Raw genomic sequence first — 16,366 nt, forward strand, 5'->3', positions numbered from 1 at the left:
TCCATTATGGAGTCCTCCTTGGTTAACAAATTAGGGGTCATTTCGCCACGATTTGACACCCCATATCATACCAAGAGGGCTCTTTTTTGTTCAAGTCCCCGAAAATCCTTCTAACAGGAATGCTCCTTATTGATATCATAAAGAGGAATAAAAGCTCTTTCTTTTCCAAATTTGCGAAATTACAAGCAAAAACCCTGTCTATAGTAAAAAATAAGACAGGGGCACAATTAAGTATTATTCGCGGCAATTACTTTATTTCTTCCTTCTTGCTTTGCTTTATATAGTGCTTGGTCTGTCAAGTCTAGAAGTTCAGAGAAATTATCTGCTGTGTCTGGAAGGTGTCCCACACCCATTGAAACAGTTACAGGTTTGCCAGTCGGGCTTGTCGTTGTTTCAAACGTTTTTCTTAGACGTTCTGCGATTAATAAAGCTTTTGTTAAATCAACATCTGGAAGAATGATTAGAAACTCTTCTCCACCCCAACGGAAGCAAAGATCGGTTTCGATCGTTGCCTCTGTGATTAATTTTGCAATATATTGAATGACTTCATCTCCTTTAAGATGGCCATATTGATCATTTATGTTTTTGAAACGGTCAATATCAAAAAGGATAATGGAGTAAGAATCCGTGTGGATTGTCAATTTTTCCAATGCACGGCGATTATATAGACCGGTCAGGTGATCCCGGTTTGATTCACTTTCAGCAAAGTGGAGCTTTTTCTGATAAAAATCGATTGCAATTAAAAGTGTGCGTTTTAATTCTTTTATCTCAAAATACCATTCTGGGATTTTATCTGTTGGAACTGGTTTGTTTTTTGTAATTTGTTGAGCATAGGTAGCAAGGTCTCTTATAGGATTGACAATTTTTATAAGCAAAAAAATAGTCAGACCAAATACAAATACCATAAAGGGAATCATAAATAGGCTTATTTGTCTGGCAAGCTCCCAAGTTGGCTTCATTACTGCCTTTTTTGAGGTTTGAGAGATGATTCCCCAACCATTGGCAGATTCTGCAGTGGCGTAGCCAGCTAGCATAGTTTGGCCTTTTGTATTAATTAACTCTTGACTTCCACTGTTTCTCTTCATTACTTCTTGGACCACTTTATTTTCTTTTACATTATCATTAATCCTTCCATTATCAGGATGAAAAATGATATTTCCTTTAGAATCTACAACATAGACATAGGAATAGTTTTCATGCTTTGGATGTTGTCCAAGTATCGCCTTTAGGCTGTTATCTTCATGTAAATGGATTGTACCCGCAAGGAAGCCAATATACGTACCATTATTATCAAAAACAGGAACTGAGATTAGAATAACTAGTTTTCCGTTAATCCCAATATAAGGATCAGACACAGTGTGTCTTCTTTTTGCTAGCGCTTCTCGAGCACCAATTGAATTAACTTTTGTTCCTTCAACATTAATATCGGGTGCTGATGCAATGACAATTCCATTTGGATCGACAAACCAAGTGCTATTGAAATACGTTGTAGCATGCAGTAAATCATATAAGTCATGATAGACAATCTTCGTATCTAATGTTAGATAATCTTTGTCCCTTGCCTCCACACTTAAATTTGAGAACATATCACGAAAATGCATATTTGTCGTATCGGCCAATTTTTTGGCGTAAAATTCATTCTCAATTAAATAATTACGTTCAAGTGTCTTTTTGCTTACTATATGGCTTGATAACAAACTTCCAACAAATGTGCCAATCATGGCAAATGTTAACAAGCCCAAAATTAAAAGTTTTATACTTAATTTCATTGGTTTCATATCAATTCCCTAGTTTAAGTACTCATTCTAAAAAACATAAATGTATAACGATTATACTATTATTTTTTATAGGATAACAATATGGATTCTGCTTTTAACTAGGATTGCTTGTTGTGAAATCATGGATATTTAGATTGTTGTATCAATTAAGGGAGGGAATTATTAACAAATGTCGAATGATGTAGTAACTATTTAAATTCATTATTAAGGATGTGTAGAAGATGATAACTTATCCATTTTTAGAAAAGGGAGCAGCAATTGGTGTAACTGCTCCATCTTCCGGAGTGGAAGCTGAATTGCATGAACTTATTAAACAATCTTGTGAACGGATGAAATTAAAAGGATTTCAAATCATTTGTGGGGAAACGGTCTGGACACAAGACAAGGCTAAATCAGCCCCTGCAAAGCAACGTGCAAAAGAATTTAATCAAATGATGGCTAACGAAGATATTGGGTTGATTTTCCCACCATGGGGAGGAGAACTTCTTATTGAGATTCTGGAAGAGATTGATTTTGGCAGTCTTCAAAACAAATGGGTATTAGGCTACTCAGATACGAGTGTTTTGCTGCTTGCTATCACTTTGAAAACTGGAATGGCAACTGCGCATGGAACCAATTTAATTGATTTAAGAGGGGAGTATACTGACGAAACAACAGCTATGTGGGAAAAGATTCTGTCAACAAGTGCTTGTGAATCGATCTTGCAGCATTCTTCAAGTAAATATCAAAAAAAATGGCAGCACGATAAGCCCTCTCCCTATGTTTTTCATTTAACAGAACCTACTATTTGGAAGTCTGTACCAAATAAAGAATTGGAGTTGAAAGGGCGATTACTAGGCGGCTGTATTGATGTAATCCGTCATTTAATCGGCACACCGTTTGGGGATGTACAAAGCTTTAGACAGAAGCATATCAAGGATGACCCAATTCTATGGTATTTTGAAAATTGCGAGTTGACTACAACAGATTTAAGAAGGTCTTTAGTGCAGATGAAATTAGCTGGGTGGTTTGAAAATTGTGCTGGAATACTGTTTGGTAGAAGTGCAGCGAATAGGCCAGTAGAGAATTATACTATCGAGGATGTCTATCATGACTTTTTTGAAGAGCTCAATATTCCAGTTATTTATGATATTGATTGTGGTCATGTTCCACCACAAATGACATTTATCAATGGATCATACGCTGAAGTAACAGTAGCTGATGGGAAAGGTTCAGTATGCCAATATTTTATATAACATGCCAATTTTTTGGTACTACTCAAGGGAAGTAATAAGAAAGAACACATATAGATTGTTATAACAATGGTTAAGAAATAGAGATAGCCTTTATTGGAAAGGAATGATCTTCATTCGAATTAAAGTCAATTACCCGTATGTCTATTTTTTTCTGGAGCCTAATGTTGTATTTGTTTATACAATTAAAAGAAATGATTATTTAACCGTTTCGGGATTGAGAAGCGACGCGGGAAACTGGGAAACGTATGTATTAAATCATTCAGATGAATTTGATACATTTATTCATGAAGATAGGGAGCAACTTGTTGGACGGGGGTATTTTCTCCAACTAGAGGATATTTACAAGATGACCAAATTTATTAATAAACAAATTCAAAAGCATCGAGTAGGCGATGATTCACCTGTTCACATTGTTTCAGCAGAATCAGCTGCAGGAACTATCAGATATAGTTTGAAACATCCAAAGAAAGTGCTTGGTTTTTCAGATCTTTTTTCATACGGACCAGTATGGAAACTTGATAAAGAAGAAGGACAGGCTTTTCGAAATGAATGGCTGTTTGACCATATTAACATGGAGTTTCAAGATGATAATGAGAACGAATTGAGATGGACAAATACGTTACTTGAAATAGAAGATATTCCAAAGGAATCTCCCATTTATGTGTGGTATGCAAATAATGCGCTTGAACAAACGGGTGTCCGTCTTATCCTGAAGCTACTTAGTGAAAAAACAAATACAATCTTTCTTATAAATTCTACTGACTTCTATGAGAAATTTATCGATCAGACACAGCCAAATTATTATACTAGTCAACTTACACCAGATCACATAAAGCTTATTTTTGAACATGGTAAGAACAGCAACTCATTATCTCCAGCTGATCGCATTCAATACGAAAGAGAATGGGAAGCATTGGCACAAACAAAGGCTGTTTTGCGACTTTGGAGGAATAATGAAATTATTAGCGTCGAGGATAACTATTATGACTCTGAAATCATCCAAACCATTGAAAGGATGCATAGGGAACAGGGTGAAAAGGATTTTATTAGAGCTGCTAAAGTAATTGGTGAAATGCTAGGTCAGATAGATGATTGGATTGGCGATTCCTTCTTAGAGTATCGAATTAGATATTTAATATATAATGGAAGGCTTGAATTAAAAGGTGTACCTAAATCAATGAGACACTATTCTGTAAAGCTGCGGTGATGCTGGTTCTTAATGTAGTTAGTTGATAAGATGGATGTTCAATTGGGGTTATTGAGTTCAATGTTATTCCACATGAAGCGCAGTAATAAATTCCTCATTATAGAAGTTACAAAAAAAGACTGTCCACTAAGTCACCTTTTGACCAGTGGACAGCCTTTTTTTGTTATGAATGATTGTAAGAAATGGCAAAGTGTAAAATAGTTAAGTCTGAAGAGGGGTTGATGTATTTATGGGGACGATCCCCTTTAAATCGAATAGAATCATATTCCTCTAAGTGATAAGTATTTCCGTCAACCTCTACCGCCAATTGACCTGACATTACGGTAACAACTTCTACCACTCCTTGTCTATGCGCCTCAGAGAGATATTCACTCTGCGCCTTTAAATATCCCCGGTAAAGTTCTACTGAACCATTGGATTGAAACAGTGGCTCTGCAACTAATACTTCATTGGAGCTGATAAGCTGCAGCCCATCCTTTTTTCGAGCAATAGAGACATCGGATTCGATTGATAGCAGTACGCTAATGGGGATATTCAGACCATTGGCGATTTTCCAAATGACTGACAAGGTGGGGTTGCCTTCCCCGAGTTCAATTTTAATGACTGTTAATTTACTAACGCCAATTTGTTTGGCGAATGCTTCTACACTTAATCCCTTATTTTTTCTAATTTGCCGAAGATTACTGCCAAGTCGTTTTCCAACATTTTTATCTTCTAAAGGTTTATCGGTATCCATTTTTTCCTCCCTTATAGAATGCGGTATATTTATAATATACTATATGTTAATTATAATATACAAATAAGAAACGATATATTATAATGAATCATACGTATATTTTAATATACCTATTTAATAAAAAGGTATATTAGGATTTCATATGAAATGACTAATTGAAAAAGGGGGAGTCCCGAAAGTGGATAATAAAAAGAAAGAAACCATTCAAACAGGTCTTGCCGAAGCAATGCCTTTAGCGATTGCGATCGCAGCTTATGGTTTATCATATGGTGTACTTGCAACACAAGCAAATTTTAGCCTAATTGCTTGCATCGTCATGTCTATGTTCGTATTTTCTGGATCTCTGCAAATGGTAACAGTAGCAATGGTATCGACAGGGGCTAGTCTAACTAGTATCGTTTTGGCGGCCATTTTGCTAAATCTACGGAATTTATTATATGGAGCAGCTCTTTCAGGAGGTTTAGGAAACTCAAAGAAATGGAGAAAGCTTCTAGCATTTGGTGTGTCAGATGAACCATTTGTATTGGGGACTTCTAGATTTAAAAAGTATGGACCAGATCCCCTTTATTTTGGCGTTGTTACAGCAGTTTTCTATTGTGCCTGGCTGCTTTCGTCGTTTCTAGGGGCGTTGATTAGCAACAAAGTAGACCCGCTAAAATGGGGGTTAGATCTTGCTTTTCCTCTAACATTTGTTGCTCTGTTGATTCCAAGTTTAAAAGGAAAACCTATCATTGCAACAGCACTGGCAGCTGTTATAATCGCAATTGGAATGGAGTCAATTGTGCCTGGAAATGAACTAACAATTATTGTTACAGGTGTTCTTGCACCATTAGTTGGCCTGTACATAAACAGGAGGGCCGAACATGTTTAATCATTGGATCCTCATTGGATTACTTTCTATCATTACATATCTATCACGAATGGCAGGAATCGAATTAATGGCTAAACGAAAGATGAGCCCGACTGTCAGTTTGTATTTCCAATATGTTCCGGTTGCTATTATATCCGCACTTATTATCAAACAAATTTTTGTTCCCATTAATGGGGAGCTAGTCATTTCACTGCCTATTCTGATAGGCTGTTTAGCTACAGCCATTGCCATTCGACTAATCAAGGTTTTTCTTCCATCAGTTTTTATTGGTGCTGTTATTGGAATGGTTTCTAGATACTTTTTCGGTTAGTACTGTTTGGGTTCCTTAAACGAACAAAATGGTGAGCAAGCCTCAAAAGGGACTTGCCCACCAAGTTCGTGGGAATTTATTAATAAACCTTATCCCCGTTAAAAATTGAATTTTTAACGACAACATAATCTACATTTCGAATGGCTTCTAACTTGTTGCCGCCCGCATAAGAGATTGAAGATTGAAGGTCTTGCTCCATTTCGATTAGAGTATCTTTTAGTGCACCTTTATGTTCAACATACATTTTTTTTCCTTCAACATTCTTCTTTTCGCCTTTTTGAAATTCAGAAGCAGAACCGAAGTATTCTTTATAGCTTTTTCCATCCTTTTCAAATGTTTCACCTGGAGATTCTTCATGCCCAGCGAATAATGAGCCAATCATAACCATAGATGCTCCGAATCGAACAGATTTAGCAATATCACCGTGTGTACGAATCCCGCCGTCAGCAATAATCGGCTTGCTTGCCGCTTTTGCACACCAGCGAAGTGCTGCTAATTGCCAACCGCCCGTACCAAATCCTGTTTTAATCTTCGTGATGCATACTTTTCCTGGTCCAATGCCAACCTTTGTTGCATCTGCACCTGCATGTTCCAATTCTCTAACAGCTTCAGGTGTTCCAACATTCCCAGCAATGACAAAGCTTTCAGGCAAATGCTTCTTAATATGCTTAATCATTTCAATGACTGCATTAGAATGTCCATGGGCAATGTCAATCGTAATGTATTCCGGTACAAGCTTCATTGTTGATAAACTTTCAATAAATTCATATTCATCCGCTTTTACACCTACACTAATGGATGCAAATAATTCACGGGACTTCATATCTCTAATAAAATCTATGCGCTTTTCAGGTTCAAAACGATGCATAATATAGAAATAGCCATTTTCCGCTAAAGACAAAGCGATTTTCTCGTCGATAATTGTCTGCATATTTGCAGGCACGACAGGCAATTTAAATGTACGTCCGCCAAATTTAATTGTTGTATCACATTCAGAACGGCTGTTTACCACACATTTAGCAGGAATCAATTGAATATCTTCATAATCAAACACATTTTCCATTATATACACCTCTAAACACGAATATTTTATTTAGGATTAACAAGAAATGTTCGCCCATGTAATAATGTACAACATTATTACCAGTATGTCTAACTTTTTTATTTTGAGTCTAATTAAAGGAAAGAAATTCATAGTCAAAATATCAATTTTATAAAAAAACTACTAGAGTTTAGGTAAATTATACTCTTAAAAAACAGAACATATGTGTGGTATAATGGGAAAAGTAATAGAATAGGAAACTCATTGGCGGTCAGTATTCCCGATTATTCTTATCTTTGTTATGGTATCCAAAGATGGAAGGGGGTGCTGCATGTGAGTGTGTTTGAGGCTTTGGTTATTATGATTAGTTTTGCAACGTTAATCGTCGCCATCATCACATTGACAATAAAAAAGTAAACCGCCCTTGAGCCTGCAAGCAAGAGAGCGGTTTACCGTTTAAAGTTTGCTGATCGCCATTGAAGCGATACTGTTTTATTACAAGGCTGTTTGGTGGTTGCACACCGAATGGCCTTTTTTAATGTATTCTATTTCTACTGTTATTATACCGTGTTTGGATGATGCTTTTCAAGGAGATTAGATTCAATTATAAGTAGGAGGCACAAAATGACGGCAAAGGTCTATTGAGATTTTTAGCAGGAATTTTTAAGAATTTTTTATATAAAATGAAACCTCTCTCCTGGGATAATCGTACTAAATAGTTAAATAATGTAATGGGGAAGGTGAATGAGTTGGATGATAATATAAAGGAAAAAATAAAAACTTGGTTATTGGTTGTTTTAATTGTCACTCTTATTGGCTCGATTGTATTTATTATCTTAGGCTTTTACAAACTTGGCTTTGCGCTAGGCGGAATTTTTATGTTTTTAGCTTCTTTACTTGCTGAATGGTCCCGCGATAAAAGTGCAGTATATTTGCATAGGAAAAACTATGAAAATAAGTATAAAAAGTACCATTAATAATGAGTATTTAAATTACCTATTGACTGAATGTTCAATATTTACATATATATTTACCGTAATTATCCAATCATAAACCCTTACTTTTTCAACCAAAATAAGATGGCTTGTTCATTCTAGCAAGGGGGATGATTACGGTTGAGATGGCATAAAAGAATATTGTCTTTGTTACAGCAGCAACAAGACAAAAAGATTGCACTTTGTGTAGATACATCTACGAATGAAGTTCCAACAGACCTAATTAATAATATTGTTAAGCTTTTTGAACAACTTAAACCAGATACACTTTTGGTTCAAGCAGATTTCAAGATAAGGAGTATTGCCCCGATCAAAAGTGATACAATTAAATATTACACGCATGGCAAATCTTCGTACACGCTCGTGCTGGAGTGGGCACAAGAAGAAAAACTGGATACGGTATTCTATATTACTGATGTCACAGGTTTTATTTCAGACGAAATGGATGGGGTTGATTATGAATTGTTTTGGCTCGTTCCTAATAATTTTATCCCGCAAGTCCCATTCGGAAAAGTAATAAAGATAGCATAATAAGAAAGGACCCCTCACTATATTCGGAGGGATCCTTTCTTATTAATTATGAATATGCTGCTGTTTTTTTTGATATTCTTGATAATTTAGATGCCATTTTCTGAATTTGGCCCAAGCTTTTTCAAAGTCAGGCTGTATAATCGAAAGCTGTACCCAGCCTCTTTCAGCTAAATAGGCACTTTGATAATGCAACTCAAACCCGGATAGGGCAGCATCCTCTGCCATATATTGATCATTTTCAATTCCTTTTAATGTAACTATCATTGGATAGCCCTCAGCAGTCAAAAATGTCATTTCCTCATCTTTCTCGGCTGCAAGCAGTTGTTCATAACGACTTTGCAACAGTCGATAGCGCTCATCGTTTTCATACGAATGTAACGCTTGTTCAAAGCTTTTAAACAGCTGAGAGGAATAGGTGAAAGGGATATTTCCATTTGCGTATAGACCTAAGTCAAGATAGGATGGCAAATTCGTATCCACTTCAATTAAATGATTGGAAAAAACAATGGCAATCCCACTCATTGTACCAACAGCTTTTCCGCTAACCCCTGTTGCTAAGTATACATCAGCTAAGGAGAATGGCAGTGCACCAAAGGAACTTACACAATCCACACATAGTTTGACTTGATACGTTTGGCAAAGCTGCTGAATCATTTGTAAGTTATTAAGCATTCCGGTTGATGTTTCGCCATGTGCCAAGAGAAGCCATTCATATTTTTCACTTTCCAATTTTTCATTCACTTGGGCCTCTAAAAATGGTTTTCCCCATTCGAATGAAAGTAAATCGTACTCTAGATGCCATCGATCTGCTTGAGCTTTTAAACGTTCTCCAAATGCTCCATTTGTAAGAATCAGACCTTTTCCTGGTAAACGGCTAATTTGTCCGACCATCGCCTCATTTGCAAGGGTCCCACTGCCTGTCAATAGGTGAACATATTTAGCCTTGCTCATATTCAAAAGGCGATTCTGTACTCTTTTTAGCGATACAGAGAAATCATATGAGCGGTGAGAGATTGGCTCTTTCACCAAAGCAGAGCGAATGTCGTCTGTTAATTGAACAGGTCCAGGGAAAAATGAATATGTCTTCTGCTTTAATCTTGCAGCAATAGATTGTTCATATCGAGCTCTCGTTAGAACCATTGGGATAAATTGAGCATCGTCAGAACCAACGGGCTCCGCAAATGCTTCAAATCCCATTTGATCATATAGTTTTTGTTCTCGTACAGTTCCAGAAATAACTGCTGCACTATATCCTTTTTTATAGGCATAATCCGACAATGCTCCTGTAAGCATAAAAAATACACGCCCATTTCTATGCTCTTTTCTAACAGCAAGAAGTCGGATTTCGCAAAGTTTTCCAGTTAATGCATCCTGGGGCAGTAGGTTTTCTACAGGACCAAGCTTCTTATCTAGTGAAAAGGGACGCTGATCACGAATAGCAATCATCCCAGCAAGCTCGTGATCTTTTAAAACAATAATATATTGATTTTCACTATGAAATGGATCCACACGTACTCCATTTGAATCTGGCTCGTGTTGTGGAATCTCTTCAACAAAGGTTTCGTAGTTTAATTTTGCAATTTCCGCAAACTCTTTTTCAGTACGAGCGATTTTACACCAATACATTTGAAAAAACCTCACTTTTACAAAGCTACATTCTAATTATATGTATCATGACTAAAGTCTATTTTCGCATAAGTAGAGTTAGATGGAAATACCTTTCACCTAAAAATGGAAAACTGTCGTTAAATATAGAAATAAATGAAAGGAGTTTTTAATGAATAAGTGATTATTCTATTTTATTCTCATATTGGCTCTAATATTATCTTTGTTTATTTTTTTGCTACGTTATTTATCTAATAAAGCACATTCAAGTACTTCTATATTGTGGACATTTTACTTCAATCTATGAAAATTTTGTAAACTATTTCATAATAAATTATAATAACAATGTGCTATTTTATGAATGTTCATTTTCTTCACAAATTAATGGAGGATCCAATGCAGCTAATCAAAGCAAAAAAATTCTATGAATCGATAGAAGTAGATAAATAACATGGGTAACAAATTGCTAAGGGGAACATTATTACTTTCTTCAGCATCCTTAATCTCAAAAATTCTCGGATTTATTTATATCATTCCTTTTACTTTATTAGTAGGCAGCTTAGGCTATAATTTATACAAATATGCTTATGGTCCATATACAATTATGCTGAGTCTTTCAACAATGGGCATTCCTTTAGCTATTTCTAAGTTGACTGCAAAGTACAAACAACTAGAAAGAGAAGACGTTATTAGGAAAATAGTAAAGTCTGGTATGGTCTTCATGCTCATCACGGGTATGACCTCATTTTTACTATTGTATATGTTAGCACCACTTCTTGCTGGAATAGTTGTTGATGAAAATAGTGAAGGGAATTCGTTAGAGAGTGTCACTCATGTTATTCGTGTTGTTAGCTTTGCCTTGATCATTATTCCGCCTATGAGCCTATTGCGCGGATTTTTTCAAGGGAATGATTCGATGGGGCCTTCAGCTATTAGTACGGTTGCTGAACAATTATCGAGAGTTTTATTTATTTTAGTAGGTGTTTTTGTCTCTATAAAGCTCTTAAATAATCCAATCGATAACGCTGTTGGAGTAGCAACATTTGGTGCATTTATTGGTGGAATCACTGGACTTGGCGTGCTTTTGTTCTATTTTTGGAAGAGAAGGAATCTTCTCCTAAAGCCAAGAAATCAGATATCTATTCATCATGATATTTCAGTTATGGCTATTTTTAAAGAAATGATCACATACTCGATTCCTTTCGTGATCATGGGGTTAAGTCTTCCACTTTATCAAAATATTGATACATACTCGATAAACACTGTATTAAAGAGCCTTGGATATCAAGAAGTAGCCGCAGAGAATGTTAATTCTGTGATCGGTCTTGCACAAATCCTAGTGCTTATTCCGGTGTCAATTACTACCGGCCTTAGCATATCAATCATTCCGAACATAACCAAATCATATGTGCTAAATAACTTCGGATTATTAAAAGAACAAGTTGGACAATCTCTGTTAATCCTCATGTTTATTATTATGCCTGCAGCTACAGGTATCTTTGTTCTTGCTGAACCCTTATACCTTTTGTTATTTACAGAAAGGAATTTCCCGATTCTTGGTGGGCAATTGCTGGTGGTTTACGCTCCAGCAGCAATATTAATTGCACTCTATGGTGTGACTTCTTCTATTCTTCAGGCTATTAATCAGCAGAAGAAATTGATAATAGGGCTGTTTATAGGGATATTCATTAAAGTAATCTTAAACTTTGCGTTACCGGGGATCTTTTTAGAAAAAGGTTTTATCCTTGCTACTTATTGCGGGTATTTTGCTTCACTTACAATAAACATGATCATTATTCGAAATAAAATTGGAATACATCTTGGAAAAATCAAATATCGATTAGTTAGCATTTTCATTTCAACATTACTTATGGCTACTTTAGTAAATATGCTAGAAAAGGCTTTAACACAAACTGCAGGAACCTTTTTAACTGTTATTATTTGCAGTTTATCTGGTATTCTTATTTACATTATTTCTTTATATGGATTGAACTTTTTTCGATATAAAAAGTTTCTAAAGGGCAAGTAAATAAGAGAATAGGAACGAATAATTAAGCATTTCTAATGTTCAATACAGATTTTGATGATTGCGGCTATGACTAACTTATGTTAAAAATAATATAAATAAATATGAATGTTTTCTAGGGTTCCGCAAGCTTGTTTTGGACTGGTCCGAGAGAAAACTCACAGCGTGTTGCTGTGCCACGGAAGGACAAAAGCCTGGGAGATGACTGTATTTTACAGCTCTCTTTGGCTTTTTTTTGATTAGAAAAGGAATAGGAGTGGAAGGAATGAACTGGATAAAAGTATTTATTGCGGCTTTTTTTGAGGTGTTTTGGGTAGTGGGTTTGAAGCATGCAGATGATGTGTGGACATGGATAGGAACGATTATTTCGATCATTGTTAGTTTTTATTTAATGATCATGGCTGGGAAAAAGCTGCCTGTTGGAACGGTGTACGCTGTTTTCGTTGGGATGGGTACCGCTGGAACGGTTTTATCAGAAATTATTTTCTTTCATGAGCCATTAAAAATTTCCAAAATCATTCTTGTTGCTATTCTATTAATTGGTGTTGTTGGACTAAAGCTGGTAACGAAAGATGAACAATCAGAGGGAGGGGAAGTACAGTGAGCTGGATTTATTTAATCCTTGCTGGGATCTTTGAAATGATCGGAGTAACGATGATTAACAGTCTACACAAGAATCGAAACTGGCAATCCCTTCTTATGTTACTTGGTGGATTTGGTTTAAGCTTTTTATTTCTAGCACTAGCTATGGAAAAGCTGCCGATGGGAACAGCATATGCTATATGGACGGGAATAGGTGCATCAGGCGGAGCCATACTTGGAATGGTTTTGTACGGTGAGCCAAAAGATTGGAAACGACTTATATTTATTGCTATGGTATTGAGTGCTGCAATTGGGTTGAAGCTAGTATCTTAGAGTGAGAATAATATTGGTTAAGGAAGAGAACAAGAGCCTGCTATGATTTATCGAAAATAAACTTAAGGAAGCAGCTGCAAAAGTAGCTGCTTTTTGTGACCTAAAAAAAGTAAATAATATCAGTATCCACTGTTTCCTGTTATACTAAATTAGAAAAGAGATTTTGAAGGCATTCGAGAAAAATAAAACTTACATAATTATCATGTATTTTTCACTAGTATTAGCTATACATACAATTCATAAAAGGAAGGTATCTTATGTCCCTGGAAAATGAAAACATTACAAGAATAAATCAAGATGGGAAGGAATTTATCCTTATAGGCACCGCCCATGTCTCCAAGCATAGTGCGGAGCTCGTTAAAGAAGTAATTGAAGCAGAAAAGCCAGACTCTGTTTGTATTGAATTGGATGAGCAAAGGTATAAATCGATTACCGACGGAAATAAGTGGAAAGAAATGGACATATTTCAAGTCATTAAAGAAAAGAAAGCTTCATTGCTACTGATGAACCTAGCTATTTCTTCTTTCCAAAATCGAATGGCCAAACAATTTGGGATTAATGCAGGGCAAGAGATGATCCAGGGGATTGAATCAGCGAAAGAAGCGGGTGCTGAGCTCGTTCTAGCAGACCGAAATATTCAAACTACCTTTTCGCGTATTTGGGGTGGTATCGGCTTAAAAGGAAAAGCGATACTTCTCACACAGGTCATTGCTAGTATTTTCAGCAAGGAGAGCATTTCTGAAGAGGAACTGGAAAAGATTAAGAATCAAGATATGATAAATACGATTTTGAATGAATTTACTGAAACATTTCCGAAATTAAAGACTCCTTTAATTGATGAGCGTGATCAGTACTTAGCGCAGAAAATTAAAGATGCTCCTGGAGAAAAGATTGTTGCCGTATTAGGAGCAGCACATGTCCCTGGTATTAAGGAAGAGATAAAGAAAGAACATAATTTAGCAAGCTTGAATGAACTTCCTGCTAAATCGAAAGCACCAAAGATTATCGGTTGGTTAATTCCGATATTTATTATTTCAATTATTGCTTATACATTTTATTCAAACCCAGCTGCAGGACTTCAGCAGACACTAAGTTGGGTGCTATGGCATGGTTCGTTCTCAGCACTAGGGGCTGCGATTGCTTTCGGACACCCTTTGACAATTCTTACTGCTTTTGTGGCTGCACCGATTACTGCATTAGATCCGATAACCGCTGCTGGTTGGTTTGCGGGAATTGTACAGGCTTATTTCCGCAGACCTAGTGTAAGAGATTTCGAAAATTTATCTGAAGATGTTTTTAGTTTTAAAGGATTTTGGCATAATAAGGTAACTCGTGTACTACTAGTTGTTGTACTAGCTAATATCGGCAGCTCACTCGGAACCTTTATTGGCGGGGCAGATGTGATCCGTCTATTCATCAAACATTTATAATCAAAATGGATATCATCCTTGTATGTCGGATGATATCCATTTTTTATTTAATAAATGAGCCATATGTACAAATAGCATCGTCTAATTAGTAGGAGAGAAATGAGGTGAGGAAACTGCAACAGCAAAATGATTTATTCGAAACAATTGTGAATGATTATTTGAACGAGATTAGGAAACTTGTCTATTCTTATGTGAAAAATCATCACACTATGGAAGAAATTACACAGGAAGTTTTTCTAACTGCCTATCAAAAGCTCGATCAATTTAGAGGGGATAGTTCTATCAAAACTTGGCTTTTTCAAATTGCTATAAATAAAAGCAAAGATTACTTAAAAAGCTGGCATTATCGGTACATGAGTATGAATCAGTTTTTTCAAGAAAGAGGCACCGTAAAAAGTGTTGAAGCTGAATTAATAGACAAACAACGAAATCAAGAGCTCGCTGAAGCAATCATGTCCCTGCCAGTTAAATATCGAGAAATCATTATTCTCTATTATTATTATGATCTTGATAGCAATGAAATTAGCAATTTATTGAATATGAATGTAAGTACTGTCCGCACGAGGCTGACTCGTGGCAGAGATCTCATAAAAAGGAGGTTCGATATAGAATGGACTCACTAAAAAATAGTGTGAAACAGTCACTCGATGAGTATGCTTACAAGAAAATTGAAGTGGATCAACAAGCAAAAAGGAGATTAATAACTCAAATAACTCTGAATCATAAACCATCGAAAAGAAAATACTTTCCTTTTATCCCATCACTTTTAGCGGGGACAGGTGCATTATTATTGGCATTTTTATTGTTTTTTCCACAGCTCCAACCCAGTTCAATAGATGAAGATAAGATTCATCAGTTTGTTACTGAGTACAAAAGCATTCAGTACACAATCGAAGACCACATTCATTCACCGTCCGGGTTAGAAATAAGTGAGAAGGTGAAAGGATACCTATCTGAAGATGCTTACAAAAAACAAATGGCCAATCGTTTCTATGACACTGCTCCATCCATCGCACAACAAACAAATAAAAGCATCGCACTATTAGAAGTAAAACTCGAAAAGGAAAGAGAAAATGATAAAGGAACAATCGATTACAAATACACTTCCAAAATTAAGATTTATGATAACGAATCCTCTAAAGAAATTGAAATCAAGGGCCAATTAACGATTTCAAATGAAAATGGATTAAAGATTACCCGTGATTGGGAAAACCAAAAGTTAATACAAAGGGAATTATTCAAGTGAATATTTTTTAGAAAATTAAACAAATTCAAGCCCTTTGATAGGATTCCGGCAACCTCTTGTGTAATATATTAGTACTGCAGATATTAGTCAGGAGGGATAATATGACTGGAACTATTGCTGTTGTTATGATTTTTTCCATTCCCATTATTGCAATCGTAACCGACCATTTTCAAAAACAGACAAAAACAAAGCATAAAATGATCCAGGATGAATTAGAACTGGAAAAACTAAAGCATGAAAACTACATGATTGAAACACAGAAAATGAGGATTGAATTAGAGCAAATGCAGCTTGAAGAACGAAGGGATACGAAGGTTTTGTGAAATTTGGAGATTGGGAATTAATTTTCATGAGACTATTATTATTATTCGTTTTGGATTGTGAAAAAAGGATTACAAAGAGCGTACCCTTATTAGGTATGCTTTTTATCTTGTTAAGC

At 35.9% G+C, this 16,366-nt stretch carries 18 protein-coding genes and 1 riboswitch; of the genes, 14 read left to right on the top strand and 4 right to left on the bottom strand.

Annotation, left to right across the window (positions count from 1 at the left end):
• Positions 1 to 227: 227 nt before the first annotated feature.
• Positions 228 to 1,778, bottom strand: coding sequence for a sensor domain-containing diguanylate cyclase (locus ACFYKT_RS00005; RefSeq protein ID WP_389213609.1), 1,551 nt, complete (start codon positions 1,776 to 1,778; stop codon positions 228 to 230).
• A gap of 221 nt (positions 1,779 to 1,999) precedes the next feature.
• On the opposite strand from ACFYKT_RS00005, the gene ACFYKT_RS00010 reads away from it, so the two are divergent.
• Together ACFYKT_RS00010 and ACFYKT_RS00015 are read left to right on the top strand one after the other, a co-directional pair.
• On the top strand, positions 2,000 to 3,013 hold the full coding sequence (locus ACFYKT_RS00010; protein WP_389213612.1) for a S66 family peptidase: 1,014 nt from the start codon (positions 2,000 to 2,002) through the stop codon (positions 3,011 to 3,013).
• 103 nt (positions 3,014 to 3,116) lie between these two features.
• Positions 3,117 to 4,220, top strand: a complete 1,104-nt coding sequence (locus ACFYKT_RS00015) for a DUF1835 domain-containing protein (RefSeq protein ID WP_389213615.1) — start codon at positions 3,117 to 3,119, stop codon at positions 4,218 to 4,220.
• 163 nt (positions 4,221 to 4,383) lie between these two features.
• Here ACFYKT_RS00015 and ACFYKT_RS00020 read toward each other — a convergent pair whose 3' ends face one another.
• Positions 4,384 to 4,956, bottom strand: coding sequence for a helix-turn-helix domain-containing protein (locus ACFYKT_RS00020; protein WP_389213618.1), 573 nt, complete (start codon positions 4,954 to 4,956; stop codon positions 4,384 to 4,386).
• Positions 4,957 to 5,134: 178 nt separating this feature from the next.
• On the opposite strand from ACFYKT_RS00020, the gene ACFYKT_RS00025 reads away from it, so the two are divergent.
• Positions 5,135 to 5,827: an AzlC family ABC transporter permease gene (locus tag ACFYKT_RS00025; protein WP_389213621.1), complete on the top strand. Its 693-nt coding sequence runs from the start codon at positions 5,135 to 5,137 to the stop codon at positions 5,825 to 5,827.
• Positions 5,820 to 6,137, top strand: coding sequence for an AzlD domain-containing protein (locus ACFYKT_RS00030; protein ID WP_389213623.1), 318 nt, complete (start codon positions 5,820 to 5,822; stop codon positions 6,135 to 6,137). The genes ACFYKT_RS00025 and ACFYKT_RS00030 overlap by 8 nt, the downstream gene beginning before the upstream one ends.
• Before the next feature lie 79 nt (positions 6,138 to 6,216).
• On the opposite strand, the gene guaC is transcribed toward ACFYKT_RS00030, so the two are convergent.
• Positions 6,217 to 7,200 (bottom strand): GMP reductase, encoded by a 984-nt coding sequence (gene guaC / locus ACFYKT_RS00035; RefSeq protein ID WP_389213626.1) that lies wholly within the window; start codon positions 7,198 to 7,200, stop codon positions 6,217 to 6,219.
• Positions 7,201 to 7,518: 318 nt separating this feature from the next.
• On the opposite strand from guaC, the gene ACFYKT_RS00040 reads away from it, so the two are divergent.
• The 3 genes from ACFYKT_RS00040 to ACFYKT_RS00050 all read left to right on the top strand — a co-directional run bounded on the left by ACFYKT_RS00040 (position 7,519) and on the right by ACFYKT_RS00050 (position 8,705).
• A complete protein-coding gene (locus tag ACFYKT_RS00040) occupies positions 7,519 to 7,596 on the top strand; it encodes a putative holin-like toxin (RefSeq protein ID WP_389215348.1) in 78 nt (25 codons plus the stop codon).
• Positions 7,597 to 7,928: 332 nt separating this feature from the next.
• Positions 7,929 to 8,156, top strand: coding sequence for a hypothetical protein (locus ACFYKT_RS00045; protein WP_389213629.1), 228 nt, complete (start codon positions 7,929 to 7,931; stop codon positions 8,154 to 8,156).
• Positions 8,157 to 8,294: 138 nt separating this feature from the next.
• The gene (locus tag ACFYKT_RS00050; protein WP_389213631.1) at positions 8,295 to 8,705 is read left to right on the top strand and encodes a VWA-like domain-containing protein; all 411 of its coding nucleotides are present in this window, start codon (positions 8,295 to 8,297) and stop codon (positions 8,703 to 8,705) included.
• A 42-nt stretch (positions 8,706 to 8,747) separates the two neighbouring features.
• Here the strand turns inward: ACFYKT_RS00050 and ACFYKT_RS00055 are convergent, their stop codons facing one another.
• On the bottom strand, positions 8,748 to 10,331 hold the full coding sequence (locus tag ACFYKT_RS00055) for a GNAT family N-acetyltransferase (RefSeq protein ID WP_389213634.1): 1,584 nt from the start codon (positions 10,329 to 10,331) through the stop codon (positions 8,748 to 8,750).
• Positions 10,332 to 10,761: 430 nt separating this feature from the next.
• Here ACFYKT_RS00055 and ACFYKT_RS00060 point away from each other — a divergent pair, with 430 nt between their 5' ends.
• The 7 genes from ACFYKT_RS00060 (at position 10,762) to ACFYKT_RS00090 (ending at position 16,250) form a co-directional block, all read left to right on the top strand.
• The gene (locus tag ACFYKT_RS00060; protein ID WP_389213637.1) at positions 10,762 to 12,339 is read left to right on the top strand and encodes a putative polysaccharide biosynthesis protein; all 1,578 of its coding nucleotides are present in this window, start codon (positions 10,762 to 10,764) and stop codon (positions 12,337 to 12,339) included.
• Between the two features lie 101 nt (positions 12,340 to 12,440).
• A riboswitch (guanidine-I (ykkC/yxkD leader) is annotated at positions 12,441 to 12,539 on the top strand.
• A gap of 62 nt (positions 12,540 to 12,601) precedes the next feature.
• Positions 12,602 to 12,940 carry a DMT family transporter gene (locus tag ACFYKT_RS00065; RefSeq protein ID WP_389213640.1) on the top strand — a complete coding sequence of 113 codons (339 nt, stop codon included), beginning with the start codon at positions 12,602 to 12,604 and terminating at the stop codon, positions 12,938 to 12,940.
• Positions 12,937 to 13,251 carry a DMT family transporter gene (locus ACFYKT_RS00070; RefSeq protein WP_389213643.1) on the top strand — a complete coding sequence of 105 codons (315 nt, stop codon included), beginning with the start codon at positions 12,937 to 12,939 and terminating at the stop codon, positions 13,249 to 13,251. Before ACFYKT_RS00065 ends, ACFYKT_RS00070 begins: the two co-directional genes overlap by 4 nt.
• Before the next feature lie 263 nt (positions 13,252 to 13,514).
• Positions 13,515 to 14,681 (top strand): TraB/GumN family protein, encoded by a 1,167-nt coding sequence (locus ACFYKT_RS00075; protein ID WP_389215351.1) that lies wholly within the window; start codon positions 13,515 to 13,517, stop codon positions 14,679 to 14,681.
• A gap of 104 nt (positions 14,682 to 14,785) precedes the next feature.
• Complete coding sequence (locus tag ACFYKT_RS00080) at positions 14,786 to 15,304, top strand: sigma-70 family RNA polymerase sigma factor (protein WP_389213646.1); 519 nt, start codon at positions 14,786 to 14,788, stop codon at positions 15,302 to 15,304.
• Entirely contained in the window at positions 15,292 to 15,927 is a 636-nt protein-coding gene (locus tag ACFYKT_RS00085; protein WP_389213648.1) for a hypothetical protein, read from the top strand. Before ACFYKT_RS00080 ends, ACFYKT_RS00085 begins: the two co-directional genes overlap by 13 nt.
• Before the next feature lie 101 nt (positions 15,928 to 16,028).
• Positions 16,029 to 16,250, top strand: coding sequence for a hypothetical protein (locus ACFYKT_RS00090; RefSeq protein WP_389213651.1), 222 nt, complete (start codon positions 16,029 to 16,031; stop codon positions 16,248 to 16,250).
• Positions 16,251 to 16,366: the final 116 nt, after the last annotated feature.

The organism is Cytobacillus mangrovibacter (assembly GCF_042865275.1).
In the GTDB taxonomy this organism is placed as follows: Bacteria; Bacillota; Bacilli; order Bacillales; family Cytobacillaceae; genus Cytobacillus; species Cytobacillus mangrovibacter.

Coding starts and splice junctions, on each gene's coding strand:
- ACFYKT_RS00055 (WP_389213634.1), bottom strand. CDS start 10,331: ATGTATTGGTGTAAAATCGCTCGTACTGAAAAAGAGTTTGCGGAAATT.
- guaC (WP_389213626.1), bottom strand. CDS start 7,200: ATGGAAAATGTGTTTGATTATGAAGATATTCAATTGATTCCTGCTAAA.
- ACFYKT_RS00085 (WP_389213648.1), top strand. CDS start 15,292: ATGGACTCACTAAAAAATAGTGTGAAACAGTCACTCGATGAGTATGCT.
- ACFYKT_RS00010 (WP_389213612.1), top strand. CDS start 2,000: ATGATAACTTATCCATTTTTAGAAAAGGGAGCAGCAATTGGTGTAACT.
- ACFYKT_RS00020 (WP_389213618.1), bottom strand. CDS start 4,956: ATGGATACCGATAAACCTTTAGAAGATAAAAATGTTGGAAAACGACTT.
- ACFYKT_RS00060 (WP_389213637.1), top strand. CDS start 10,762: ATGGGTAACAAATTGCTAAGGGGAACATTATTACTTTCTTCAGCATCC.
- ACFYKT_RS00005 (WP_389213609.1), bottom strand. CDS start 1,778: ATGAAACCAATGAAATTAAGTATAAAACTTTTAATTTTGGGCTTGTTA.
- ACFYKT_RS00065 (WP_389213640.1), top strand. CDS start 12,602: ATGAACTGGATAAAAGTATTTATTGCGGCTTTTTTTGAGGTGTTTTGG.
- ACFYKT_RS00030 (WP_389213623.1), top strand. CDS start 5,820: ATGTTTAATCATTGGATCCTCATTGGATTACTTTCTATCATTACATAT.
- ACFYKT_RS00090 (WP_389213651.1), top strand. CDS start 16,029: ATGACTGGAACTATTGCTGTTGTTATGATTTTTTCCATTCCCATTATT.
- ACFYKT_RS00015 (WP_389213615.1), top strand. CDS start 3,117: ATGATCTTCATTCGAATTAAAGTCAATTACCCGTATGTCTATTTTTTT.